Raw genomic sequence first — 24,023 nt, 5'->3', positions numbered from 1 at the left:
CCGCTTCGCTCCCCCATCTCGATGATATTCTGCGCCTGACCGCGCACCTTCCATGGCCGCTCGCCTGTGCCGGTGGCCGAAATTGAAAGAACAGGACCTTAGTGACTACCCCAAAGAAAGAACTGCTTTTCCTGGCCCTTGGTGGGTCGGGCGAAATCGGCATGAACGTCAATCTTTATGGCTGCGACGGCAAATGGGTGATGGTCGATTGCGGCATCACCTTTGCCGATCCCAATTACCCTGGCGTTGAGGTGATCCTGCCCGACCTGGCCTTTATCGAGGAGCGCTTGGACGATCTGCTCGGCATTGTGCTCACCCACGGGCATGAAGATCATATCGGCGCGCTACCGTATCTTGCCGAAGATCTCGGCGTGCCGCTGTTCGCGTCGCCTTTCACTGCCGGGTTGATCCGCGGCAAGCTCGACGAAGAGGGCATTGCTGACCGGGTCAAACTCAACATCGTCAAGCCCGGCAAGGAATTCCAGCTTGGGCCATTTGGCTTTCGCTTTGTGCCGGTCGCGCATTCGATCCCCGAAGGTAACGCGCTGTTGATCACAACGCCTTATGGCAAGGTATTCCATACCGGCGATTGGAAGCTCGATGACGAACCCGTCATCGGTGCCCCGGCGAGTGCCGATGTGATGACGGCAATCGGCGATGAGGGCGTGCTCGCGCTGGTCTGCGACTCAACCAATGTGTTCAACCCGCAAGCATCGGGTTCGGAAAGCTCGGTGCGCAAGGGCTTGTTTGACGTGGTCGCCGCCGCCAAGGGGCGCGTGCTGGTCACCACCTTTGCCTCCAACGCGGCGCGGCTGAAGACGCTGGGCGACGTTGCGCGCGACAGCGGTCGCGCCATCTGCGTTGCTGGCCGATCACTCGATCGCATCCTGAAGGTCGCGCAGGCGACCGGCTACCTCACCGATTTTCCTGAACGAGTCGATTGGGACGCGGCGATGCGGATGCCGCGCGACAAGGTGCTGATCGTCGCGACCGGCGGGCAGGGCGAAGAACGCGCCGCACTCGCCCGCGTGGCGTTCGGTTCGCACCAGATTTCACTCGATGCCGGCGACACGGTGGTCTTCTCATCGAAGCAGATTCCCGGCAATGAAGTCGCCATCGGGCGTATCCAAAATGCGCTGGCGGCAAAGGGCGTGATCATGATCACCGACCGACAAGCGCATGTCCATGTGTCGGGCCACCCGGGTCGCCCGGAACTCGCCACAATGTATGGCTGGATCCGGCCCGAACTGCTGATGCCCGTGCATGGCGAGATGCGCCATATGATGGAACATGCCCGTTTCGGGCTTCAGCAGGGTGTGCCGCGTGCATTGGTGCAAAGCGACGGCGATATCATTCGGCTCGCGCCGGGTGCGCCTGAGAAGATCGGCCATGCGCCCGTTGGGCGATTGGTGCTCGACGGCGATGTGATCCTTCCCGCTGACGGTACGACCATCAACGAGCGCCGCAAGCTTTCGCTCAACGGCCAGATCTCGGTCGCGGTTGCGCTGGGCAAGAATGGTGGGTTGCTGGGCGATCCGCAGATCAAGTTGCAGGGCGTCCCGGTCGAGGAGGATCGCGACCCATTTATCGACGAAGCGGTCGATGCGGCTGCCAAGGCGGTGCGTGACGGCGGCAAGGATCGCGAAAAGACCCGCGAACAGGTCCGCCTTGCGGTTCGCCGCGTCGCCTCGCGCTGGACCGGCAAAAAGCCGATCGTCGATGTACTGATGATCGAGGCCTGATCGCCATGCAGATCACCTCAATGGTCGCCATTTATTTTCTGATGTGGGCCTTTTCGGTGTTCCTGGTGCTGCCTTTTGGCGTCCGCACGACTGAAGAAGCGGGCGCCGAACGTGTCCCCGGCCAGGCCGAGAGCGCGCCGCATGTTTTCAGCCCAGGCCGCTTCATTCTGCGCACCACTATTGTCGCGACAATCATGTTTGCGCTGTTCATGCTGAACTACGAATTTGGCTGGGTGCGGGCGGAGACGTTCGATTTTTTTGGCGGCATGAAGCCAGTAAATTGACCCGCGGCCTGGACGTTTTTATCGCGAATCGCGGCGCGCCGCCGACGCTATTTTGACTCAAAACAGTCGAGTCGCGAATTGATTCGGGTGGCCACGTCCTTGTGCATTCTAGATAATGAACGGCATGACCTTAGCGGAGTATACTTCGAAATTGGCACGCTGTGTGCCGCAAACTATTAAAGTCTAAGGAAATTTCAAAACTGGCTCATCACCGCTGTGTTTGATCAAACCGCATAGCTTTTGCCCGACTTGCCATTGATCCAAATCGGATGAATATTGGCAATGCACTTCGGTGTTTTTGGGTAGAAGGAATGAATGAATGAACGCACCAGTTGGTTCCGATGATGCGCTTGTTGCGCTGACGGCAGATATTGTCGCCGCACATGTCAGCAACAACAGTACATCCGTTTCGGACCTGCCGAGATTGATCGAGTCTGTTCATGGCGCGCTTGCCGGGCTGGGTAGCCCAATTGCCGCGCCAGTGGTTGTTCAGGAGCCAGCGGTTTCGGTGCGATCGTCTATCAAACCGGATTATATCGTTTGTCTTGAAGACGGCAAGAAGCTGAAGATGCTCAAGCGCCACCTGATGACTCACTATAAGATGACGCCAGACGAATACCGCGCCAAGTGGAAGTTGTCTGCTGACTATCCGATGGTCGCGCCGAACTATGCCGAGCAACGCCGCGATCTGGCCAAGAAAATCGGCTTGGGCACTAAACCACGTAAGCGGCGGTAACCGCCCGGTTCAAGCTCAACGGCCATAGCGATCGAGCCAGTCTCTCATCATCACTGATGCTTTGTCGCTGAGTCTTACGGTTGATCGCCGGCGGTCTTCGGAATCCGCCCGGCGAACAATCATGCCCCGCGCTTCAAGGTTGCCAAGGTGACGCAGGGCGGTTGTGTTGGGTACCTTTGCGGCCGAGCAGGCGGTCGAGATCGATATTTCTCGACCGTCGGCACGGGCCGAATAGAGGGCAAGCAAAATGTCCCAGGCCGGTTCGCCGAACAATATTGCGTCGGCACCAAAACAGGCATCGCGCATCCGCCGAGCTTGATAAGCTTCGGCAGCGATGTCCTGCGGTTCTTCTAGCGAAAGAATGCGGGAACGGGCATCGGCCAGAACTGTTTCCAGTTCTTCAATCTCCGCCAACGCTCCTTGGATTGAGCGGTGCTCATATGACATTGTCGTCTCCGGATAATTTTAGCGATTCCAGGCGGCATCGCTGCCGTATGTTTGCAGCCGGGCCCGATGCCGCCACGTGCCGATCGCGAGAATGATAGGGATGGGGTAGTTCCACGCGGCAATCATTACTGAATATGACCATGGCATGAGTGACGGCGTCAGCATCAGGGCATGGGTCAGTACGATGTCGAGCAAGATGGCGGCCATCCACATTGGCCAATATCGCTGTGCATGAATGGCAATTGCGACAACAGCGACCAAACAGGCCGTATCGACGGCCATGATGCCATATTCGATTCCCTGAAATCGGATGGCATTGGATGCTGGGGCAAATACGCTTGCGATGATTGCTGCGACCAACGTTAGCGCAGCTAACCGCTCGGGTGGGCCGCCGCGCATCCCTGCGTAGAGGCAGCTCACCACGAGGATCGCGAGATACACCAAAACATTCATAAGCGTTTACCGGAGCAATGATGATCGCTGGTATCAATGACCGTATCAGGCGACAGCGACAAGCGGTGCAGCCGGTTCGACGGTTGCACGGGGCGTGTCATGGGGCGGTGTTTCGAAGATGTCGCCCAAGCCAAGCACATTGTGATGGACTGCAGTCGCGCGCAATTCCTTGTGGGCACATTGAATGTCCTTCATTGCCCCAAATACCTTGGCAGTCGCTTCGCCGACAAAATCGACGGCAGCTTGGCCCTCCAGCGGATGAAAGGTCCCATCGGCACGTGCTGTCAGGACCGCAGTGCCCATAGCAAGTACCTTGAGCGCGGCCTCGTTCACTGCTTTTTCAGCAGGCTGCAGGGACCGAGCGATGCGAACGGCGGCAGTTGTCTTTGCAGAAGTCATGATATCTCCTCCACGCGATCAATCCGATCGCGAGCTAAAGGTTTAAATTTTCGAACTAATTCGGCTGCTTACTTGGTGATCAAGAAAAGCGCAGAAACCCCGTTTAGGAAATTGGCGACGACGAACATGATGATCAGCGCCAAGGCACAGATCCAGCCCAGTCGTTGGATTGATGTCAGGTCATTTTCCTGCCTCCCCTGCCGGCGGAAGGGCACCGCAAGGCGAGGCGCCGTTTCCGTCCGGACTGAGGACGATATGGCAAGCACGGGGGGTGGTTCGGCAAGGTCCGGTGACTGGGTAACCAATTCTTGGTTATCCTGCGCCTCTGAAATCTCTAGTGCGCGAGCAGCATCGCGCCGACTGCTTGCCCCAAGCGTCTTGATGGCCCGTTTCAGGTAAAGATCGACGGTGTGATGAGAAATGCCGAGCTCTGCCGCAATCTCTTTTGACGAGTGACCGCGCGCGACAAGCCGAAGACAGCCGCGCTGGCGGTCCGTGAGCAGTTCGACTCTCGCGTTTGTCATCGGACAACTAACGCATATTTGATCCGTAATCTCAACCAAAGCGGAGTGAAATGCGATTCCTGAAGCGGGATTGTTGATGGCCGGTACCCGCGATGGCATCACCAATAGGTGTCGCCACAATTAGTCCGTATCGGCTGGACCGGCGGAAATCGGGGACTGAACGGCGATGACTTGTCGATGCCGGCCGATTTGCGCTCATGCCACTGCCTTGTTTTGCATGGCGACGGAATGGCACTTTCTTTTGCTTATCACCGAACGTTGGTCCAGCATCTGCCCCGTGAAATTGACTTGGCAGCGTCGCGCCAGCCGCCGAGCATCAGGCCGTCAATTGATGGCTGCAATGTGACCCGTTGCCACGGAAGCAGGGCGAGTCGCTGGGGGATTGATTGTGCAGGGGCTCCTGCGTGGCGTCCCGAAAGCGTTAGGTACGCAACCGCTCAATGGCCTGGGCAAGCGCGACATAGAGTTTGCCCATGTCTGACGATAGCAGGGTCACGCTCATCGGGGCGCCATCGCGCTGGGCAAGAATCGTCCGCAGCATCGCTTCGAAATCATGGATATAGCGATTGACCTGTTCGCGGAATGCGCCGTCGCCGTCGTAGAGGCGGGCAACATCGCGCGCTTCGCCGGCATCGAGCAGGCGGACAGCGCGGCGCGTGAAAACGCCCCGATCGCCCTTCAAATACGCCGCCCAGGCGCTATCCGACACTTCCGACGAAAAGCCTTTGGCAATGTCGATCGCCCCGGAATTAAGCGCTTCGATGAGCAGTGAGGCGCGCCGTGCGAAGCTATCACTGTCGGCCTTTTCACGTTCTGCGCGGGCATCTTCGATGCGGTTCTCGACAAGCGATGTTGTCTCCGCGATTGTCAGCATCTGCTGCGTCAACCGATCAGAGGCGCGCGCAGCGGCCTCCACTGCATTGTCGGCGGCAGCGGCGATGGCGTGGACCTGGCTCTCCACCGCATTCCCAACCGCGCGCTGCATCGCCTGGGCACTCGCCAGTTCCAGCGACCGCGCCGCCTCTGGGATGACCGTGGCCAATGTTTCGCGCGCGCGGTCAGCGGCGGTGGCGGCAGTGTCGCGGACCCGCATCAGCGCTTCGACCAATCGGGGCGCGGCCTGTTCCGCAAAATCATGAGTGCGGCTGATTGCCTCGTCGAGCGTTCCGCCAATCGCACTGGCCTTGTCGCGGCCATCCTCCAGCGTTTGGATCAGCAGAGCAGACAGTTGATCGAGCGTGAGGCGCTGAGTCTGGATGACCTGGGCAATCGCCTCGATGGCGTCATGCGTGCTCTCTGCAGCAGTAACAAGCGCGAGCAATTCGGGCTTGGCGCTGGCAACCACGCCGCGGCTGGTGGAGATCTTTGCCTCAAGCCGGGCGAGCGCCTCTGGCAAGGTCTCGTCAATTTCGCGCGCAGCGGCATCCAACGCGACAAGCAGTTCTTCCGTTGTGCCAATAACTGTTTTGGCCATTGAGTCGCCGGTCTTGAGCGCCTCCGTCATCGCATCGGCGGACCCGCCCAATGCACTGATTGATGCGGCCAGGGTTTGCGTGCGATCAATACCCTGGCTGTGGAACGCGGCGACCTTGGCTTCGACCGCGGTAAAGTCAGCCTCGACAGTGCGGACCATCGCCTCGCTGACGGTACGCTGCTCGTCGAGCCGAGCAGTAATGCGATCAATCACTGTTTCGATATCAGCGATCCGGTTGCCGAGCGTTTCAACGGATTCGCGACCAGTGCGGTCCAGTGCAGCCTGATTGGTTGCAACGACGGCCATCATTTCTTCGCCCTGTGTGGCGATGGCTTGGCGCGCTTCGTCAATTGCTCTGGTGGTGCGATCAACCAAGCCATCGATTGCACCGGACATTTCGGCAGTAACGGTTTCAAGCCGTGCGCCCGTTGTTTCGCTGGTTGTTTCCATCCGGGCGATATGGGACGCGAGTTTTTGAGCAGCCATGCCGGCAACCGCATTGGCTTCACGGCCGCGTTCAGCCAGCGCAACCATCTGGCCGTCCAGCGCGGCGGCGTGATCGCTGGCGATCTGCGCGGTCGCTTCCAGCGTCTTCGTCAGGCTGGCTGTTTCGCCATGCGCTTTGGGCAAGGCAGCCAGCAAGGTAGAAAGGTTGTTCTGCGCCGTACTGATCGCGTCGGCCAAGCGCCGCGCCTGATCGTCAGCGGTGGCGATTTCGTGGCCCATACCATTGCTGATCGCGACCAGGCGTTCGCTTGCCCCGTCGCCGATGATCATCAACTCGTTGGTTTGTTTCGCCAGCGTATGGCGGTTGGCATCAAGCTGGCGGGAGACGATCGCGAGCGTGCGTTCGAGTGCTGCCGCTTCGGCGCGCATTTGCCGGGCGGTCGCGCCGAAACGCTGCGCCTCGGCACTGCTGGATCGCATCGCCAGCAACCATAAAATGCCGATCAATGCCGGAGGCATGCACAGCGCAGCGACGAATTGCACAAGCTCAAGCGGGCCAATGCCAATTTCCAGCCGCGACCAGCTGAGCCAGATCATGCCGCCAAACCACGCCACGCTTGCAATCAAGGCGAAAGCTGGGATGACCATTGCCCAGGCGCTGCGCTTCGGCGGCGAGGGCGCAAGATCTTCATCCAGAAGCGTTATTTCGGGTTGGGTTTCCGCTTGGGGGGCTGATAGCAACAGCTCATCGACCGTCGCAGTTTCCGCCACGTTCGGCATGAGGTCGATGATCCGCGAACTTCTGCTCATGCGGCAGGTTTACCACGATTTCTGGCGGAACAAAGCGAATAGCATAACCTTGTGTTAACGGGTCGAGTTGTAAATCTGCCCAATGGCATATGATCCCGGTGCAATTGATGCGACGTTGGCGGCAGCAGTGGGCGATGAGCCCGCTCTGATCGCCGAATTGCGTGAAGCCTTTATCGATAGCGCCCATCGCGCAGTGAAGGCGATGGAGATTGCCGTTGCGCCCAGTGAATGGCGCGATGCGGCGCTCCGGCTGAAGGGGCTCGCCGCCAGTTTCGGGGCCGTTCGCCTGCTGGCGATCGCGACAGAGGCAAGTGAAAGCCTGCCGCATGCGCCGCAGATGCTCCAGCGCGTCCGTCGCGCGGTCGAACGGACTTAAATCTTTCGTTTGGGGGCGAACGTTACGCCCCTTTGCCAAGCAGCGATTGAGGCCGTAAGCGCCTGCCATGCTTGCAGGGCTGATATTCGCAACCGACGACGCTCATGATCGTCCAGACATGCTCGCCGCAACGCTGCCGTTCGGCGGCGGGACGCTGATCGAATTCCAGGCCCGATTGCTGGTGACAGCGGGGGCGGGGCAATTGATCATCGTGGTCACCCGGTTGACCCCCGAATTGGTTGGTGCCGTCAATCGGATGAAGCGGCGTGGGATTGGTGTGGATATCGTGCGCACCGCCCGTGAGGCCGAGGAAAAGCTGCACCCGCTCGCCCGAATATTAGTGATCGCCGATGGGCTCGTCACCACGGATAGCGTAATCTCCCTGTTGAGCAGCGAGGGTAGCGATACCCTGCTGGTGACCGCAGATGCTGATGCGCTGCCGGGATTGGAGCGCGTCGGTGCCGATGCAATCTGGGCGGGGCTTGCACGGGTCGAAGCGCAACGGATCACTGATGTCGCGGCCTTGCCCAAGGATTATGATTTCGAATCAACGCTGTTGCGGGTCGCCGCGCAGGCAGGGGCCGATCATCTGCTGCTGCCCGGCGGCGCGGCACGGGACGGCCATGGCATCGAACGCGATTCTGCCCGCCTGCGCGCGCGCAATGAGGAAGTCGTCAGCGCCTTTGTGTCCAACCGCGTATCCTGGGTGGATCGCTTCGTGATCGCGCCGATGGCCCGGCTGGCCCTTCCGTGGCTGATCGGACGAGCGGTGCCGGGGCTGGTGGTCGGTGGCTGTTCGGCGGGCGTGATGGCGCTGGGGCTTGGGCTGATGGCTTGGGGCTTGCCGATCATTGGCCTGCCGCTGGTAACGGCATCGATTGCCGGATTGGCAACGGGGGCGGTTTTGTCGTGGATGCGCGATGCGGAAAGCGAAGCACTTGTCCAGCGGGGCGTCATTGCCGGAGGATCGGCGGCGGCAGTGCTGTTGCTCGGCCAGTCGATCAGCCGTGCGGAGGGAACCGGCACTGGCCTGACGATTGCGGTGGCTTTTGTGGTTCTTGCGGCACTGCTCGAACGCAGTACCAATGATCGCCAGCGACAGCGGTGGTGGGGCAGTCCGGCTGCCTATCCATTGATTTTGCTGCCCTTTGTCGGGATGGGCTATCCTTTGCTCGGACTCTGGGCCGGCGCGAGTTACGCAGTCGTGTCACTTGCCGCCGTTATTGAGCGGTTGCGAGAAAAGCCTTAGCTTGAATTTAACGCTGTATCCTTACGTCTGGGACCATGTCGATCGACCCATCGCGCGTGAACGATGGCACTGCTCATGGTGCCAGCCAGCTGCTTGCCCGCGGCGCGGCTGATAATGTCTGTGCGGATCGACGGGTCATGGCCGCGATCGATGACTTTTTTGTCGCCGAAACGGCACGGCTTGATGACCGTGTGCGCGGTGGATTGGCCGAAGCGCTCGCCAGACTAACCAGCGCGATCGAGGGCGAATTGCGCCAATATGCCGCCCGGTTGCTGATCGGTCGCGGCGAGCCCGAGCTGGCCGAGCGGCTGGTGAACGATCCGCTGATGGTGCAGGCGGCGCTTCGCCAGGCAGGTCTGCTGCAGGATGGCGAGTTAATGCGTGAGCTGCTGGCGCGGGTACGCCAGGAAGTTTTGGGCGAGGCCTTGTCCCCGGCCGCACCGGATGATCCGGACCGACCGAGTTTGGTGGCGCGGCTGGTCGGCAGTCCAGATGGCGTTGTGGCAACCGCAGCGACCGGCTTGCTGGCGGCGGATGCGCGGCGGCGGGCTGCGATCGACACGGGTGGCGCACCCCGCAGCGATTTGCCGGCCGAATTGCATCATCGCCTGGTGTGGTGGTCGGCGGCGGCGTTGCGCAGCCTGGTCCTATCACCGCCCTTGGCAGCGCTCGACCGCGCCTTGACCGAGGCCGCCCTGCGCAGCCTGGCCGCGCATGATGAAGGGGATCGGCTGGAGGCAGCGGCCGTGCGGCTGGCTGCTGCAATTGGCGCTCAACCCCATGAATTGCCTGATTTACTTGTCGAGTCCCTTGGCGACCGGCGTGTGGCGCTTTTCGTTGCATTGCTCGCGCAGGCACTGGATTTCAGCTATGATGTTACACGTGACATCGTGCTTGATCCTATTGCCGATCGGCTCTGGCTGGCGCTGCGAGCGGCATCGCTCGATCGTGCGGCGATCGCTGCCATTGGGCTTTCCCTTTGTGAAGCGGATCCGTGCCGCGATGTGGAAGCGTTCGCTGACCAGATTGACGCGATTATGGCGGTAAGCCCCGATGCCGCGCGCCAAGCACTGTCGACCCTGAGCTTGCATCCCGATTTCCGCCAGGCGCTGATGGCGTTGATCAAGGCGCAACGGGCATGAATGTGATCGATCCTGGCCTGCCGCCGGTGTACGGCCTGGTCAACGCCGCCGGGCGCCTGATCGAGGCCGATGCCCGGCTGAACGAGCTCAACGCTCGGGCGGGCGGTGAGATTGGAGCCCCGCTTGCCGTGCCGCAGCTGGCGACACTGGTTCGACTGGTGCAGCGGCTGCGGATTTTGGTGTCGCGCGGTATTGTTGCTGCCGATGGTGACGACGATGTCGATATGTGGGTACGCGCCGAACCCGTCGGCGATGACGGCGTCCGATTGGCGATCACGGGATGGAAACTGCGTCAGCCCTGGCAGCCGACCACAGAAAATGGTGTGCGGGAGCGCGACTTTGTTCGCAGCGCCGCCAACTGGCTATGGGAAACGGATTCGGCGTTGCGGCTGACGTTTCTGTCGGCAGACGCGGGCGTGCGGCATGGCTTTGATGCGCCGCCGCTGCTGGGTCAGCCGCTGACCCGGCTGTTCATCTTGGCCGAAGATTCCAGCGGTGTTTTTCCAATTCTGGGCGCGCTTGCGATGCGCCAGCGTTTCGCCGAGCAGCCAGCCAAAATCCGCGCGACCGGCCGTCCGGTGCTGCTTTCTGCCGCCCCGCGCCTTGATATCGAGGGCAGTTTTGCTGGCTTTGCGGGGGCGACCCAGATGATGGAGACGGCGCAACCGCTTGCGCCGATTGTGCCGCAGACAGCAGAACTTGGCCTGCCCGCAGCCTTCAGCACTCGGTTAGACAAGGCGTTGCGGGCGCCGCTGGGGCGGATCATTGCCAACGCTGACAGCATCAACGCCCAATCGGAAGGGCCGCTGCGCCAGGATTATGCCGATTATGCCGCAGATATCGCGACGGCTGGGCGGCATTTATTGGGCCTGGTCGATGATCTGGTCGATCTCCAGGCGATTGAACGCCCCGATTTCGTGGTTGCCGCCGAACCAATCGACATGGCCGATGTTGCGCGCCGCGCCGCTGGCTTGCTTGGGGTGCGCGCTGCCGCCGTCAAAGTTCGGATCGATCGCCCAAGCGTTCAGGAGAGTCTGCCCGCCACGGGTGAGTTCCGCCGCGCCTTGCAGGTGCTGGTTAATCTGATCGGCAATGCCGTGCGCTATTCGCCCGATGATGGCATGGTATGGATCCGTGCCGAGCGTGATGGCGATTTCGCCGCCGTCGTTGTTGCTGATCAGGGCAAGGGCATCGCCATCGAGGATCAGGCGCGCATTTTTGACAAATTTGAGCGGATCGACGCGACCGAACCGGGCGGCAGTGGGCTCGGCCTGTATATTGCCCGGCGTCTGGCGCGGGCGATGGGCGGCGACGTGACAGTCGATAGCGCCCCAGGGCAGGGCGCGCGGTTTGTCTTTACCCTGCCGTATCGCGCCCTCTGAGCCGCCCCGGTTACCCGAGGCGGCTTGAAAAGGGTAAGCGTGATCAGCGTCCGCTGAGCGCCGGATAATCGCGTTGGGCGGGCCCAGTATAGAGCTGGCGCGGACGGCCGATTTTCTGTTCTGGATCGGCGATCATTTCGTTCCACTGTGCAACCCAGCCGACGGTACGCGCGAGCGCGAACAATGCCGTGAACATCGTGGTCGGGAAGCCGATCGCCGACAGGATGACGCCCGAATAGAAATCGACGTTCGGGAACAGCTTCTTTTCGATGAAATAGGGATCGTTAAGCGCCATTTCCTCGAGCTGAAGTGCCACGTCGAAGATCGGATCAGTGACGCCGAGCGCCCCAAGCACTTCGCGCACTGTCTGCTGCATCACCGTCGCGCGCGGATCGTAATTCTTGTACACGCGGTGGCCAAAGCCCATCAGGCGGAACGGATCATTCTTGTCCTTGGCGCGCGCAATATAGTGCGGAATACGGTCTGGCGTGCCGATCTCGCGCAGCATGTTGAGCGCGGCTTCGTTGGCGCCGCCATGTGCGGGTCCCCAGAGACACGCGATGCCCGCCGCGATGCAGGCAAACGGATTGGCGCCCGATGACCCTGCCAGGCGCACCGTCGATGTTGACGCGTTTTGTTCGTGGTCGGCATGCAGGATGAAAATGCGATCGAGCGCCTTTTCGACGACCGGATTGACCTCATATTCCTCGGCCGGCACGCCAAATGTCATGCGCAGGAAATTGCCGGTGTAGGACAGCGAGTTCTTTGGATAGACGAAAGGCTGGCCGACCGAATATTTATAAGCCGCCGCCGCAATCGTCGGCATCTTGGCGATCAGCCGGTGGCTGGCAACCATGCGCTGATAGGGATCGGTGATGTCGGTCGAATCGTGATAAAAGGCGCTGAGCGCGCCAACGACGCCGCACATGATCGCCATCGGATGCGCGTCGCGGCGGAAACCCCGATAGAAGGTCATCAGCTGTTCGTGCAGCATCGTGTGGCGCGAGATCGTATAGGTGAACTTGTTCAGCTCGTCGCTGCTCGGCAATTCGCCGTTGAGCAGCAGGTAGGATACCTCCATGAAGCTTGATTGTTCGGCGAGCTGGCCAATCGGATAGCCGCGATGGAGCAGGATGCCTTCATCGCCATCGATATAGGTCAGGCCTGATTCGCAGCTCGCCGTTGAGGTGAAACCGGGGTCGAAGGTGAACTTGCCGGTCTGCGCATAGAGCTTGCGGATATCGATAACCTGGGGACCGACACTGCCAGAGACCACCTTATAGTCGTTTTCGGCGCCATCGATGATCAGCTTTGCGGTGTCAGTCATAGGTCCCTCTTCTTGTCTAAAGCGTTTCTGTGCCAGCGGCCAATGTGCCCGCCATCTGGTCAGCAATTCGGCCGAGACTTTCATTCCGCCCGAGTAAAACGAGCACGTCGAAAATCCCCGGCGATGTCTTTCGTCCGGTCAGCGCCGCGCGCAAGGGTTGCGCAACCGCACCGAGTTTCACCCCGGCCGCCTCAGCCACCTGGCGGACGGCATTTTCAAGGCCTTCCGTATCCCAGTCATTCAGGGCGTCAAGCGCGGCGTGTATCTGGGCGAGCAGGGCAGGTGCGGCGCCCGCCAAAAGCGTCGCGGCATCGCTATCCATGGCCAATGGCCGTTCGCGAAACAGAAAGCCGGCACCGTCAGCCAATTCCAGCAAATTGGCGGCGCGCGGCTTCAGGAAGGGCATAGCGCGGCGCAACAGATCATATCCAGCCGCGCCAATATCGTCCCCAAACCGGTCCGCCACCAGCCGGGCCAACCGATCATCATCGGCGAGCCGAATGTAATGGCCGTTCAGGTTTTCCAGTTTCTTGATGTCGAACCGGGAGGGTGATTTGCCGACGCCCGAAAGATCGAACCAGTCGATCGCCTGCGCCCGGCTGATGATCTCATCATCGCCGTGCCCCCAGCCGAGCCGCAACAAATAATTATCAAGCGCCTCGGGCAGAATGCCCAGAGTGTCGCGATAGGCGTCGACCCCGACCGCGCCATGCCGCTTCGACATTTTTGCGCCGTCGGTGCCGTGGATCAGCGGGATATGGGCATAGACGGGCACGGGCCAGCCGCCTTCAATGGCATCCATCGCCTGCATGATCGGAATCTGGCGGAAGGCGTTGTTCAGGTGATCATCGCCGCGAATGACATGCGTGACGCCCATATCATGATCGTCAACGACAACAGCGAGCATATAGGTCGGTGTGCCGTCCGAACGCAGCAGCACCATATCATCCAGCTCGGCATTCTGGACGGTGACGTCGCCCTGCACGCGATCCTGAATCGTCATGGCGCCTTCGCGCGGCGCCTTGAGCCGGATAACGAAGGGCGCGCCGGCAGCGGCCTCGGCCGGATCGCGATCACGCCAGCGACCATCATAGCGCGCCGGCTGCTTGGCGGCCTGTTGCGCCTCGCGCATCGCGGTCAGCTCTTCGGCGGTCGCAAAGCATTTATAGGCATGGCCCGCCGCGAGCAGCTGGTGCGCGACGTCGGCATGGCGCGCCGCGCGCGAGAACTGATAGGTAACCTCGCCGTCCCAATCGAGCCCGAGCCATTGCATCCCATCGAGGATCGCGTCGATGGCAGGCTGGGTTGACCGGGCGCGATCGGTATCTTCGATCCGCAGCAGAAATGTGCCGCCCTGGGCGCGGGCAAACAGCCAATTGAACAACGCGGTCCGGGCACCACCAATGTGCAAAAACCCGGTGGGTGAGGGCGCAAATCGCGTGACCACAGGGGGTTGGGCTGACACCGCATTCATGGCTGCGACAATTTCTTAACTTGCGCCACGATGCGGCTGCTCCCACTCTTCAACTTCAATGGCCAGTTCAGCCACGCGCGCCTCTAGCACGGCCCTTGCCCCGCTTCAAACTGCGGCGTGGTGGCGCGTGGAGAGGCCCCAGCAGCCGATTGAGCACTGGCTCGATCTTGAGCGTGACCAACTGTTTTTGTGGGTGCCCGTCATGCTGGGGTTGGGCGTCAGCGCCTGGCTCTGGTTGCCCGATCCGCAAGCCTGGACGAGCATTATGCTGGCGCTGGTCGCCGTTGCGCTGCTGGCGCTGGCGGCGGATCGTGGGGGGCGAGCATCGCGGGCAGTCGCCATTGGGTGCGCTGGCGTAGCGATCGGTTTGGGCTTGATTTGGGCAAAGGCGGAGCGGGTTGCCAGTCCTGCACTGACAAAGCCCAGTGCTGTACAATTCGAAGCGCGCGTAGAGCGGATCGAGATGTTGGCGCCGCGCGGCATCGTCCGGCTGCGGCTGGTGCCAATCAGGATGATCGATCGGCCTGGCCGTCGCTCAGCTGCGGCTCTGCCAGCGCAATTGCGGGTCAATCTGCCGATTGCGGATCTGCCGATGGGCTTGTCACGGGGCGCTGTTGTGCAAATGGGCGCCCGGCTGGTGCCGCCACCGCCGCCATCGGTGCCCGGGGCTTATGATTTTGCGCGTGTCGCCTGGTTTGACGGGATTGGGGCGACGGGCAGGGGCTTTGGACCAATTGAGCTGATTGCGCCCGGCGATGCCAGCGGCGGCGAGCTGCGGGCACGTCTATCGATGCATGTTCGTGCGCAGGTTGCGGGTGGGCCCGGCGCGATTGCGGCGGCGCTGGCAACAGGGGATCAGGGCGCGATACCGCTTGACGATGCAGAAGCGATGCGCCGCGCCGGGCTCTCCCATTTGCTGTCGGTGAGCGGTCTGCACATCACGGCCGTGGTCGGCATCGTGATGCTGGTTGTGCTTCGACTGCTGTCGCTTAGCCCATGGTTGGCGCTGCATTGGCGATTGCCGCTGATCGCTGCCGGTGCAGGGGCCTTGGCGGCGATTGGCTATACGATCCTGACCGGGGCTGAAGTGCCTACCGTCCGGTCGTGCGTGGCCGCGCTGATGGTGTTGCTGGCCGTCGCGCTTGGCCGCGCCGCGATGACGCTGCGGCTGGTGGCGACGGGCGCGATCATTGTGCTGTTGTGCTGGCCAGAGGCGCTGGCCGGCCCGAGTTTTCAGCTTTCGTTCGCGGCCGTAACAGCGATCATCGCCCTGCATGAATCGCCACGCGTCAAGGCGTGGTTTGCAGCGCGTGATGAGGGATGGATGCCCTGGCTCGCGCGCCAGCTTGCCTCGTTGTTGCTGACGGGGATCGTTGTCGAGGCGGCCCTGTCGCCGATCGCGCTATATCATTTCCACAAGGCAGGGCTCTACGGATCGCTCGCCAATATCGTCGCCATCCCATTGACTACCTTTCTGGTTATGCCCGCCGAAGCATTGGCACTTCTGTTCGATCTCGTCGGGCTGGGTACGCCTTTCTGGTGGGTGGTTGAGCAGGCCTTAAGGTTGGTTCTGGCCATCGCCCATGCCATTGCGGCCGCGCCGGGCGCTGTCACTGCGTTGCCGGCGATGCCGCAGGGCAGCTTTGCCCTGATAGTCCTTGGCGGGCTTTGGATCGCACTGTGGCGGTCGGCTGCGCGATTAATCGGGGTGGTGCCACTGGCGATCGGTGCTTTCTGGGCCGTCTCGACGCCGCCGCCCGATCTGTTGGTGACCGCCGACGGTCGGCATCTGGCGCTGCGCACGATTGACGGCGAGATTGCACTGCTGCGCGACCGAGCAGGGGACTATACCCGTATGATGTTGGCCGAAAATGGCGGGTTTGACGGTGAACCGGGGTTGCTCTCTGAACATCGCTTCGCCCGGTGCAGCCGAGATCTGTGCATAGCCGACCGCGTGATTGCAGGCAGGCAGTGGCGCATCGTTGCGACCCGCAGTGCCTATCTGCTGCCCGCCACCGATCTGATCGCCGCGTGTCGCGGGGCCGACATTGTGGTGAGCGAGCGGCGCCTGCCCTTGCGATGTCAGCCACGGTGGTTGCGGCTTGATCGCCCCATGTTGGCGCAGACGGGCGGAGTCGCGATCACCTTGGCTACCCGACAGGTGGTGACCGTGCGTCAACCGGATGATCGCCATCCGTGGCGCGTGCCCGCGCGCGCTGCTCAGGGAAGCGATAATTTATGTTGCAGTATGCAGGGCTTGGCGAAACAAAGGCAGCTATGACGTTGCCGCCATCCGTGCTTGATCGCGTCGGTCCCTATGTGGTTCGGGACGATGTCTTGCCGCCAGCAGAGGCGCAGGCGTTGTTGGCTTGGGCTATCGATCACGAAGCCAATTTTGTGTCGTCGCGCGTGCGTGACGGCGCGCTTCGGTCTGACGTCCGCCATTCCCGGCAGCTGCGCAACGTCGATTTTACCGATTGGCGGCGGTGCCTAAAGGGGCATTTCAAGCCATTGGTCGCCTTGCTTATTGGCGAACTGGCGGTGACCCCGTTTGAAATCGCGGGCACCGAAATGGACGTTGCCAGCCATAATGACGGTGACTTTTACCGCCAGCATATCGACATGCGGACAGGGCCCGTTGATCTGGAACGGCGACGTGTCCTCAGCCTGGTCTATTATTTCAACGCCGAGCCTGCGGCGTTCGCCGGTGGTGCGCTTCGCCTGCATGCCGCTGCCCGGCGACATGCCGCTTCCACCGACCTGAGCCCTGCGCGCTTTGTCGATATCGCACCCGTGCATAACCGGCTCGCTGCCTTCCCCTCATGGATGCCGCATGAGGTATTGCCGGTACACTGCCCGTCAGGGCGTTTTGCCGATTCCCGCTTCTCGATTAACTGCTGGTTCTATGCAGCCGTCCCCAGCGGCGTCTCCGGCGCAACGCCGAGCGCGATGCCTAGCAATCAGTCGTAACGGCGCAGCAGCCCGGCCAGCTTGCCCTGGACGCGAACCTGACGCGGATCATAACGCTGTGGGTCATAAGCGCGATTGGCTGGATCGAGCCGAACCATCGCACCTTCGCGACGGAAATATTTCAGCGTGGCCTCGCTATCTTCAATCAGCGCGACGACGATCTCGCCATCACGCGCGACATCCGTCCGGCGGATCAGCGCATAATCGCCATCCAATATGCCAGCATCGACCATCGAATCGCCGGCAACTTCCAGTGCATAATGTTCTCCACCGCCCAAGAGCGCAGCGGGTACCGCCAGCATTGCATGATCCTCAAACGCCTCAATCGGGACACCGGCGGCAATTCGGCCATGCAGCGGAATTTCGATCACATCATTGGCCGGTTGCGGCATGCTGCGGACATTGCCAGCCACGGCTGGGGCGGACGTCTTCGCCTTACGGGCCGGTTCCGGGCGATCGGGCATGCGCAGCACTTCCAGCGCGCGCGCGCGATTGGGCAACCGGCGGATGAACTGGCGCTCTTCCAATGCACTGATCAAGCGGTGCACGCCCGATTTGGATTTCAGGTCGAGCGCCTCCTTCATTTCTTCAAAAGAGGGGGAAACGCCGGAATCGGCCAGGCGATCGTTGATGAAGCAGATCAGCTCGTGCTGTTTGCGCGTGAGCATTATGTTCCTCCGTCCAGAACAGACGACGAACGTTTAGGCAACGGTAAGCGCCAAGTCAAGCAAGCGGCAAAATGCTGACGGAATCGCCCGCCACGGCTGCCGGCGCAAAGGGTGGCCGGATGATCAGGCAGGCGGCTTTGGATAAGGTAAGCAGCAGCGAACTATCCTGTTTTGCGGCCGCCACGACCTTTCCTTCATGCCAGCTGCCGCGCAAATAATCCTGCCGCTGATCATTGGCGGGCAGCGCTTCACCCAACATTGCCGTAATCGGTTCGGGGACTGGCGTGTGCGCCCCGCCAAACGCCGCAATCAGCGGGCGCAGGAACAATTGCGCGGTGACAAAGGCGGAGACGGGATTGCCCGGCAGCCCAAGGATCACCGTCTCCCCGATCATGCCCGTCAGCATGGGTTTGCCGGGCCGCAGTGCGATCCGCCAAAAGTTGATGCTACCACCAGCGGCGTCGATGGCAGGACGGATGAGATCGTGATCGCCAACCGATGCGCCGCCAATCGTAACGATAATGTCAGCCTGGATATGCGCAAGGGCGGCGCTGATGACGTCGAGCCGATCGGGCAGGATCGGCGTTAGATCAACATCAACGGGCAAATCAGCGAGCAAGGCGGCAAGCATTACGCCGTTAGATTCGGGCAGGTGCGCGTCGGTAAGCGGCGCGCCGGGCGGCACCAGTTCATCGCCCGTTGTCACGATCGCCACACGAATTCGCCGGTTGACGGTGATCATGCCCTGTCCACCCATGGCCGCCAGCGCAATCCGGGCCGGGGTGAGCCGATCACCCCGCGCGATCAGGGCCTGGCCGGCACTGAAATCAAGGCCCCGAGGCCGCACATTGCGCCCGGTTGCTGATGGCCCCGCACCAGCCTGCACCACGCGGCCATCCTGAAGCGCAGCCTCTTCCTGCACCATCACCGTATCGGCACCCAAGGGCAGCGCTGCGCCCGTAAAGATGCGCACGGTTTCGCTCTCGCTCAGGGTACCAGCAAATGGGCGACCTGCCGCACTTTCGCCAATCAGCGTCAACGGCCCTGGCAGGTCCTGAAAGCGAATCGCATAGCCATCCATGGCCGACAGATCGGTCACCGGCTGGGATCGCTGGGCGACGATGTCGGCGCTTGCCCAGCGCCCGGCAGCGGTGCGCAGATCGACTGACTCGCTTGCGACCGGGCTCGCCAGCGCGAGCAACTGATCCTGGGCATCGGCGACCGGCAGCAGCGCGACCATCATCCTGTTCCGTTGTCTAGTGGAGCTTCAGGCGGGGGCGGATGACTTGGTTGATCCGGCCCATCGCGATCAACGCCACGCCCTTTAGCCAGCCATGGATGGCGACGATATGCATGCCGTAAAGCGAGACATAGATCAGCCGCGCAATTCGCCCTTCCACAGCCATGCGCCCACCGACCAGATTGCCCATCAGGCTGCCCACCGTCGAATAGCGGGACAGCGAAACGAGCGATCCTTTGTCTTGATAGATGAAAGCCTTAAGGGGCTTGCCAGCGATCAGCGCGCGGATGTTATGATAGGCTGTCCCGGCCATCTGGTGCGCCGCCTGGGCGCGGGGTGGGATTGGCCGATCAGCACCGGCCGGGATATAGCGCGCGCAATCACCAATCGCGAAGATGCGCTCGTCGCGGGTTGTTTGCAGCGTTTCGGTAACGACAAGCTGGTTGCCGGGGGTTGTTTCAAGCCCTCCAATGCCTTGCAGAAAATCGGGCCCCTTCACGCCTGCGGCCCACACGCGCAAATCAGCGGGAATGAAATTGCCGTCTGACGTCGCAATGCCTTTATCGGTAATCTCGGTAACCTGCCTGCCGGTCATCACATGAACGCCAATTGCCTCCAGCTCTTCGGTTGCTGCCTCTGACAAATAGTCGGGCAGCGCTGGCAGGATGCGCGGGCCAGCCTCAACCAGCGTCACGTCCAGCCGCGATTCGTCGAACACCTCAAGCCCGTAATAGGCGAGACCTTTGGCAGCGTTGAACAATTCGGCCGATAGTTCGACCCCAGTTGCGCCACCGCCGACAATCGCGACACGCACGCGGGCATCGGCGCTGGGATCCGCACTCATCGTGCGGGATACCCGCAGGCACTGATTGAGCAGGCGCTTGCGAAAGCGATCGGCCTGGGTGCGATCATCAAGGTAAATCGCGTTTTCGCGGACGCCGGGTGTCCCGAAATCATTGGAAACCGATCCAACCGCCAGCACCAGATAATCATAGCGAATGCGGTGTCGTCCGACGATTTCATTGCCGCTTTCATCAAGGATTGGCGCAATGATGACCTGGCGAGCGTCGCGATCGATCGATTCGAGCGAGCCGTCGAAAAAGCGGTAATTCCAGCGATAGGCATGGCTGCGGTAACCGACTTCATCGAGATTGGCGTCGAGCGATCCCGCCGCCACTTCGTGCAGCAGCGGTTTCCAGATATGCGTCTGATTGCGGTCGACCAGGATAATGTCGAACTTCTTGCGGCCGAGCATCTTGCCCAGCTTCGCGACCAGGCCAAGGCCGCCGGCCCCACCGCCAATGACGACGATCTGGATCTTTTTGGGCGATCGTAAGACGACGCGCGCCTCGGTGCCGGTGTCCGCTACGTCTCGATTGTCCAAAGCGGTATCCGCCATGGCTTTGATGTCTCCAGAAAATGCGGCCTTCGCACCTGTTGCGCGATATTGCAGTGCGGTACCAGTGCTAAGTTGCTGGCGGCGGTGCCCGCCAGTCGCCAGATTTGCCGCCACGTTTTTCCAGCAGATGAACCGCGGTGATCGTCATGCCGCGATCAATCGCCTTGGCCATGTCGTAAATGGTCAGCAACGCAACCGACACCGCCGTCATCGCTTCCATTTCAACACCCGTCTTGCCCTCTGTCGCGCAAGTTGCGGTGACGGTAACGCCGTCCTTGTCTGGGGCCAGATCGAGGGCCACCCGCGTCATCGGCAATGGGTGACAGAGTGGAATCAAATCACTCGTCCGCTTGGCCGCCATGATGCCAGCGATCCGCGCGACGGCCAGCACATCGCCCTTTTTGGCGCTACCCTCCCGAACAGCGAGGATCGCGGCTGGCGACATCGTAATCCGCCCTGTCGCAACGGCTTCGCGCATCGTCGTCGCTTTGCCGCCGACATCGACCATGTGGGCGGCACCGCTGGCGTCGAGATGGGTGAGCCCGGTCATTGACCCAGCAGCATCCGCGTGGCCGCTTCAACATCGTCGGCGCGCATCAGCGCTTCGCCAACCAGGAAGCATTTAACGCCCTTTTCGGCCATTGCATCGAGATCAGCACGGCCCGAAAGCCCGCTTTCAGCGACGAATGTACAGCCCGTCGGCGCGCGTGAAATCAGATCATAGGTGCGTTGAAAATCAACGCTGAAATCGTGCAAGTCGCGGTTATTAACGCCGATCAGCCGCGATTTGAGCTTCATCGCGCGCTCAAGTTCCCTGGCATCATGGACTTCAACTAGCACATCCATCCCGCATTCGATGGCTGCAGCCTCAATTTCGGCGAGCAGATCGTCGTCGATCGCAGCAACGATGAGCAGAATGGCATCGGCCCCCAGTGCGCGCGACTCGGGCACTTGCCAGGGATCAATCATGAAATCCTTGCGGATCACCGGCAGGCTGACGACGCCGCGAGCCGCCGTCAGATAGGCGTCGGCACCCTGGAACCAATGTTCGTCGGTGAGCACCGACAGGCAGGCAGCGCCCCCAGCCTGATACGCCGTGGCATGGGCAGGCGGATCGAAATTTTCGCGGATCAGCCCCTTTGATGGGCTGGCCTTTTTGATTTCAGCGATCAGCGCCGGGCCATGCTCCGCCTTTGCATCCAGCGCCGCACGAAAGCCGCGCGGGGCGGTTTGTTCAGCGATCATCGCATCAATGTCGCTCATCGAAATACAGGCCTTGCGGGCTGCAACATCGGCGCGCTTGGTTTCCAAAATACGAGTCAAAATCGTCGTCATGAATAGGCGATCCAGCAATCCAGCAGCGCGCTGGCAAGTCCGTTGTCGAGCACTTCGCCAGCTTCTTCTACCCCGTCAGTGAGCGATGCAGCGCGTCCGGCCAGCATCAACGCTGCAGCCGCGTTGAGCAATACGGCATCCCGGTACGCCCCCGTCTCGCCAAGCAGAAGCCGACGCAGGGCGGCGGCGTTATAGGCGGGGTCCCCGCCGCGCAATGCCGCAATAGGCTGGCGAGCCAGGCCGCCATCCTCGGGCGCGACGGTGGATGGCAGCCTGATATCACCAACGCTGACAATAATGCTTGGCCCAGCGCCAGACAGCTCGTCGAGCCCCTCTTCGCCGGATACAACCAGCGCTGCCTCGGTGCCGAGCTGAGCGAGCGCATCGGCATAGACCGGTGCATAATCTGGCCTGGCGATACCGATCAGCTGGCGCGTGACTCGGGCTGGATTTGCCAGCGGCCCCATCAGATTGAAGATGGTTCGCGTGCCAATCTTGCGGCGAATGGGCGTAATCCGCTTCATCGCTGGGTGATGGTTGGCGGCGAACAGAAAAGCGATGCCCAGGTCGCGCAGGCTTGCCTCGGCGAGCGTGCCCGCCCGGGCCATATCAAGGCCAAGGGCCTCGAGCGTATCGGCTGCGCCGGCCTTGCTGGAGGCTGCGCGATTGCCATGTTTGGCAACCGGCACCCCGGCTGCCGCGACAATCAGGGAGACGGCTGTCGAGACGTTGAGCGTGTGGTGTCCGTCGCCGCCCGTGCCACAGACATCGATCGCGCCGGTCGGGGCTTCGATCGGGATCAGCCGCGCGCGGAGTGCCCGTGCGGCCTCGGCAATCTCAGTACTGGTCTCGCCGCGCTGGCTGAGGCCGATCAGAAAATCAGCTATTGCCTGCTCAGTGGTACGTGCATCGAGGATATCGGCAAATGCCTGCGCCGCCGCTTCTGCCGAGAGCGGCACGCTTGTGTCCGGCAATCGAACCATGGTCGTCACGCCGATACGCCGGGCGTGAGGCCGGCGAGCGCCATAAAGTTGGCGAGCATGGCGTGGCCGTGTTCGGTGGCGATGCTCTCCGGGTGGAACTGGACGCCGTGGATCGGCAACGATGCATGCCGAAAGCCCATCACCGATCCGTCGTCGGCGGTTGCATTGACGATTAAGTTGCTTGGTATGTCCTGGACGATCAGTGAGTGATAGCGGGTGGCCGTGAAAGGGGAGGGCAGGTCAGCGAACAGTCCAGTGCCGTCATGCGATACTGGTGACGTCTTTCCATGCATCAGGCCGCCGCGCACCACCTGGCCGCCAAAATGCTGCCCAATCGCCTGATGGCCCAGGCAAACGCCAAGCAATGGCTTTCCCGAAGCGGCGCAGGCGGCGACCAGATCGAGCGATATCCCGGCCTCGGTCGGCGTTTTGGGGCCGGGCGAGATTAAAAAACCATGGGCATTGCTGGCCATCGCTTCAGCAGCTGTCAGCGCATCATTACGGACGACGCGCACTTCTGTCCCCAACTCCATCAGATAATGGACGAGGTTCCAGGTAAAACTATCATAATTGTCGATAACGAGGATCATGCGGCGCGCTTGTAGTCGATGCGCTCTCAAGCGCAACCGGGCGACCCGATAATCGCGGGCGATCATTTCGCGATTCTAAGCCGCCCAGCTTGCTGCAAGTCACTGGACTTCCGGCATGGCTGCTGTAGGATTTGGGCGTCGCTGCGGCGTGCGGATCATCGGTGTGGGAGTGAGTATCATGGTTCGTTCGTTCGTCATCGGCACGCTGATGGTGCTGTCGGCAACCACTTCTTTTGCGCAGGATGCGCCAGAAACCGGCAAGCCGCCCGCAAAAATCCGCAGCGTTACCTTGACGCCCGGGGAGCAATGTCCGCCATCGACGGATGGCGAAATCGTCGTCTGCAATACCCTTGAGGAACCCTATCGAATCCCCAAGGCATTACGCCAAAGCGTGCCAACCGCTGCCAATCAACCCTGGGCAAACCGGGTTGAAGGATTGGACGAGGCGGGGCGCGAAGGGGGCGGCCTGCCCAATACCTGCTCGCCATCGGGCACGGGTGGCCAAAGCGGGTGCACCCAACAGTTGCTCGATCGCTGGCGGGCAGAGCGGCGCGCGCCAAAATAATCGGTCG

24 protein-coding genes are annotated in these 24,023 nt (G+C 61.4%); 10 read left to right on the top strand and 14 right to left on the bottom strand.

Translation table 11 applies throughout. From position 1 onward, the window contains the following. The first annotated feature begins 161 nt into the window (after positions 1–161). From B7Y43_RS02800 to B7Y43_RS02790, 3 genes are all read left to right on the top strand, one after another. Positions 162–1,742: a ribonuclease J gene (locus B7Y43_RS02800; protein ID WP_374130196.1), complete on the top strand. Its 1,581-nt coding sequence runs from the start codon at positions 162–164 to the stop codon at positions 1,740–1,742. Positions 1,743–1,747: 5 nt separating this feature from the next. Then, complete coding sequence (locus tag B7Y43_RS02795; protein WP_374130081.1) at positions 1,748–2,026, top strand: DUF1467 family protein; 279 nt, start codon at positions 1,748–1,750, stop codon at positions 2,024–2,026. A gap of 319 nt (positions 2,027–2,345) precedes the next feature. Continuing rightward, entirely contained in the window at positions 2,346–2,762 is a 417-nt protein-coding gene (locus B7Y43_RS02790) for a MucR family transcriptional regulator (protein WP_374130080.1), read from the top strand. A gap of 15 nt (positions 2,763–2,777) precedes the next feature. On the opposite strand, the gene B7Y43_RS02785 is transcribed toward B7Y43_RS02790, so the two are convergent. The 5 genes from B7Y43_RS02785 to B7Y43_RS02765 all read right to left on the bottom strand — a co-directional run bounded on the left by B7Y43_RS02785 (position 2,778) and on the right by B7Y43_RS02765 (position 7,316). Then, positions 2,778–3,209 (bottom strand): MarR family transcriptional regulator, encoded by a 432-nt coding sequence (locus tag B7Y43_RS02785; RefSeq protein WP_374130079.1) that lies wholly within the window; start codon positions 3,207–3,209, stop codon positions 2,778–2,780. Between the two features lie 18 nt (positions 3,210–3,227). Further along, positions 3,228–3,662, bottom strand: coding sequence for a hypothetical protein (locus B7Y43_RS02780; protein ID WP_374130078.1), 435 nt, complete (start codon positions 3,660–3,662; stop codon positions 3,228–3,230). A 45-nt stretch (positions 3,663–3,707) separates the two neighbouring features. Beyond that, the gene (locus B7Y43_RS02775) at positions 3,708–4,061 is read right to left on the bottom strand and encodes a hypothetical protein (protein ID WP_374130077.1); all 354 of its coding nucleotides are present in this window, start codon (positions 4,059–4,061) and stop codon (positions 3,708–3,710) included. 68 nt (positions 4,062–4,129) lie between these two features. Then, entirely contained in the window at positions 4,130–4,684 is a 555-nt protein-coding gene (locus B7Y43_RS02770) for a helix-turn-helix transcriptional regulator (protein ID WP_374130195.1), read from the bottom strand. Positions 4,685–5,006: 322 nt separating this feature from the next. Then, positions 5,007–7,316 (bottom strand): hypothetical protein, encoded by a 2,310-nt coding sequence (locus B7Y43_RS02765; RefSeq protein WP_374130076.1) that lies wholly within the window; start codon positions 7,314–7,316, stop codon positions 5,007–5,009. Between the two features lie 82 nt (positions 7,317–7,398). Here B7Y43_RS02765 and B7Y43_RS02760 point away from each other — a divergent pair, with 82 nt between their 5' ends. The 4 genes from B7Y43_RS02760 (at position 7,399) to B7Y43_RS02745 (ending at position 11,465) form a co-directional block, all read left to right on the top strand. Next, positions 7,399–7,692 (top strand): Hpt domain-containing protein, encoded by a 294-nt coding sequence (locus B7Y43_RS02760; protein WP_374130075.1) that lies wholly within the window; start codon positions 7,399–7,401, stop codon positions 7,690–7,692. Positions 7,693–7,759: 67 nt separating this feature from the next. Next, positions 7,760–8,941, top strand: coding sequence for a hypothetical protein (locus tag B7Y43_RS02755; protein ID WP_374130074.1), 1,182 nt, complete (start codon positions 7,760–7,762; stop codon positions 8,939–8,941). A 35-nt stretch (positions 8,942–8,976) separates the two neighbouring features. Next, entirely contained in the window at positions 8,977–10,083 is a 1,107-nt protein-coding gene (locus tag B7Y43_RS02750) for a DUF2336 domain-containing protein (RefSeq protein ID WP_374130073.1), read from the top strand. Continuing rightward, entirely contained in the window at positions 10,080–11,465 is a 1,386-nt protein-coding gene (locus B7Y43_RS02745; protein ID WP_374130072.1) for a HAMP domain-containing sensor histidine kinase, read from the top strand. The genes B7Y43_RS02750 and B7Y43_RS02745 overlap by 4 nt, the downstream gene beginning before the upstream one ends. A gap of 43 nt (positions 11,466–11,508) precedes the next feature. On the opposite strand, the gene B7Y43_RS02740 is transcribed toward B7Y43_RS02745, so the two are convergent. After that, a complete protein-coding gene (locus B7Y43_RS02740) occupies positions 11,509–12,792 on the bottom strand; it encodes a type II citrate synthase (protein WP_374130071.1) in 1,284 nt (427 codons plus the stop codon). 16 nt (positions 12,793–12,808) lie between these two features. Beyond that, the gene (gene gltX / locus B7Y43_RS02735; protein ID WP_374130070.1) at positions 12,809–14,266 is read right to left on the bottom strand and encodes a glutamate--tRNA ligase; all 1,458 of its coding nucleotides are present in this window, start codon (positions 14,264–14,266) and stop codon (positions 12,809–12,811) included. Positions 14,267–14,393: 127 nt separating this feature from the next. Between gltX and B7Y43_RS02730 the strand changes: the two genes are divergently transcribed. Next, positions 14,394–16,547, top strand: a complete 2,154-nt coding sequence (locus B7Y43_RS02730) for a ComEC/Rec2 family competence protein (RefSeq protein WP_374130069.1) — start codon at positions 14,394–14,396, stop codon at positions 16,545–16,547. Then, positions 16,505–17,236, top strand: a complete 732-nt coding sequence (locus tag B7Y43_RS02725; RefSeq protein WP_374130068.1) for a 2OG-Fe(II) oxygenase — start codon at positions 16,505–16,507, stop codon at positions 17,234–17,236. Before B7Y43_RS02730 ends, B7Y43_RS02725 begins: the two co-directional genes overlap by 43 nt. On the opposite strand, the gene lexA is transcribed toward B7Y43_RS02725, so the two are convergent. The 7 genes from lexA to B7Y43_RS02690 all read right to left on the bottom strand — a co-directional run bounded on the left by lexA (position 17,227) and on the right by B7Y43_RS02690 (position 23,451). Continuing rightward, positions 17,227–17,904 (bottom strand): LexA family transcriptional regulator, encoded by a 678-nt coding sequence (gene lexA / locus B7Y43_RS02720; protein WP_374130067.1) that lies wholly within the window; start codon positions 17,902–17,904, stop codon positions 17,227–17,229. The two genes, B7Y43_RS02725 and lexA, sit on opposite strands and share 10 nt — an antisense overlap. A gap of 55 nt (positions 17,905–17,959) precedes the next feature. Continuing rightward, positions 17,960–19,147 (bottom strand): molybdopterin molybdotransferase MoeA, encoded by a 1,188-nt coding sequence (locus B7Y43_RS02715; protein ID WP_374130066.1) that lies wholly within the window; start codon positions 19,145–19,147, stop codon positions 17,960–17,962. 13 nt (positions 19,148–19,160) lie between these two features. Then, positions 19,161–20,543, bottom strand: coding sequence for an NAD(P)/FAD-dependent oxidoreductase (locus B7Y43_RS02710; RefSeq protein ID WP_374130065.1), 1,383 nt, complete (start codon positions 20,541–20,543; stop codon positions 19,161–19,163). A gap of 67 nt (positions 20,544–20,610) precedes the next feature. Then, positions 20,611–21,093, bottom strand: a complete 483-nt coding sequence (gene moaC / locus B7Y43_RS02705) for a cyclic pyranopterin monophosphate synthase MoaC (protein ID WP_374130064.1) — start codon at positions 21,091–21,093, stop codon at positions 20,611–20,613. Next, a complete protein-coding gene (gene trpC / locus B7Y43_RS02700) occupies positions 21,090–21,878 on the bottom strand; it encodes an indole-3-glycerol-phosphate synthase (protein ID WP_374130063.1) in 789 nt (262 codons plus the stop codon). The genes moaC and trpC overlap by 4 nt, the downstream gene beginning before the upstream one ends. Continuing rightward, the gene (gene trpD / locus B7Y43_RS02695; RefSeq protein WP_374130194.1) at positions 21,875–22,861 is read right to left on the bottom strand and encodes an anthranilate phosphoribosyltransferase; all 987 of its coding nucleotides are present in this window, start codon (positions 22,859–22,861) and stop codon (positions 21,875–21,877) included. The genes trpC and trpD overlap by 4 nt, the downstream gene beginning before the upstream one ends. A gap of 5 nt (positions 22,862–22,866) precedes the next feature. Next, positions 22,867–23,451: an aminodeoxychorismate/anthranilate synthase component II gene (locus B7Y43_RS02690; RefSeq protein WP_374130062.1), complete on the bottom strand. Its 585-nt coding sequence runs from the start codon at positions 23,449–23,451 to the stop codon at positions 22,867–22,869. A gap of 178 nt (positions 23,452–23,629) precedes the next feature. On the opposite strand from B7Y43_RS02690, the gene B7Y43_RS02685 reads away from it, so the two are divergent. Next, positions 23,630–24,016, top strand: a complete 387-nt coding sequence (locus B7Y43_RS02685; protein ID WP_374130061.1) for a hypothetical protein — start codon at positions 23,630–23,632, stop codon at positions 24,014–24,016. The last annotated feature ends 7 nt before the right edge of the window (positions 24,017–24,023 follow it).

The organism is Sphingomonas sp. 28-62-20 (genome assembly GCF_002281505.1).
The sequence above is the reverse complement of the archived record's forward strand: the minus strand, read 5'-3'. Positions and strand labels throughout refer to the sequence as shown.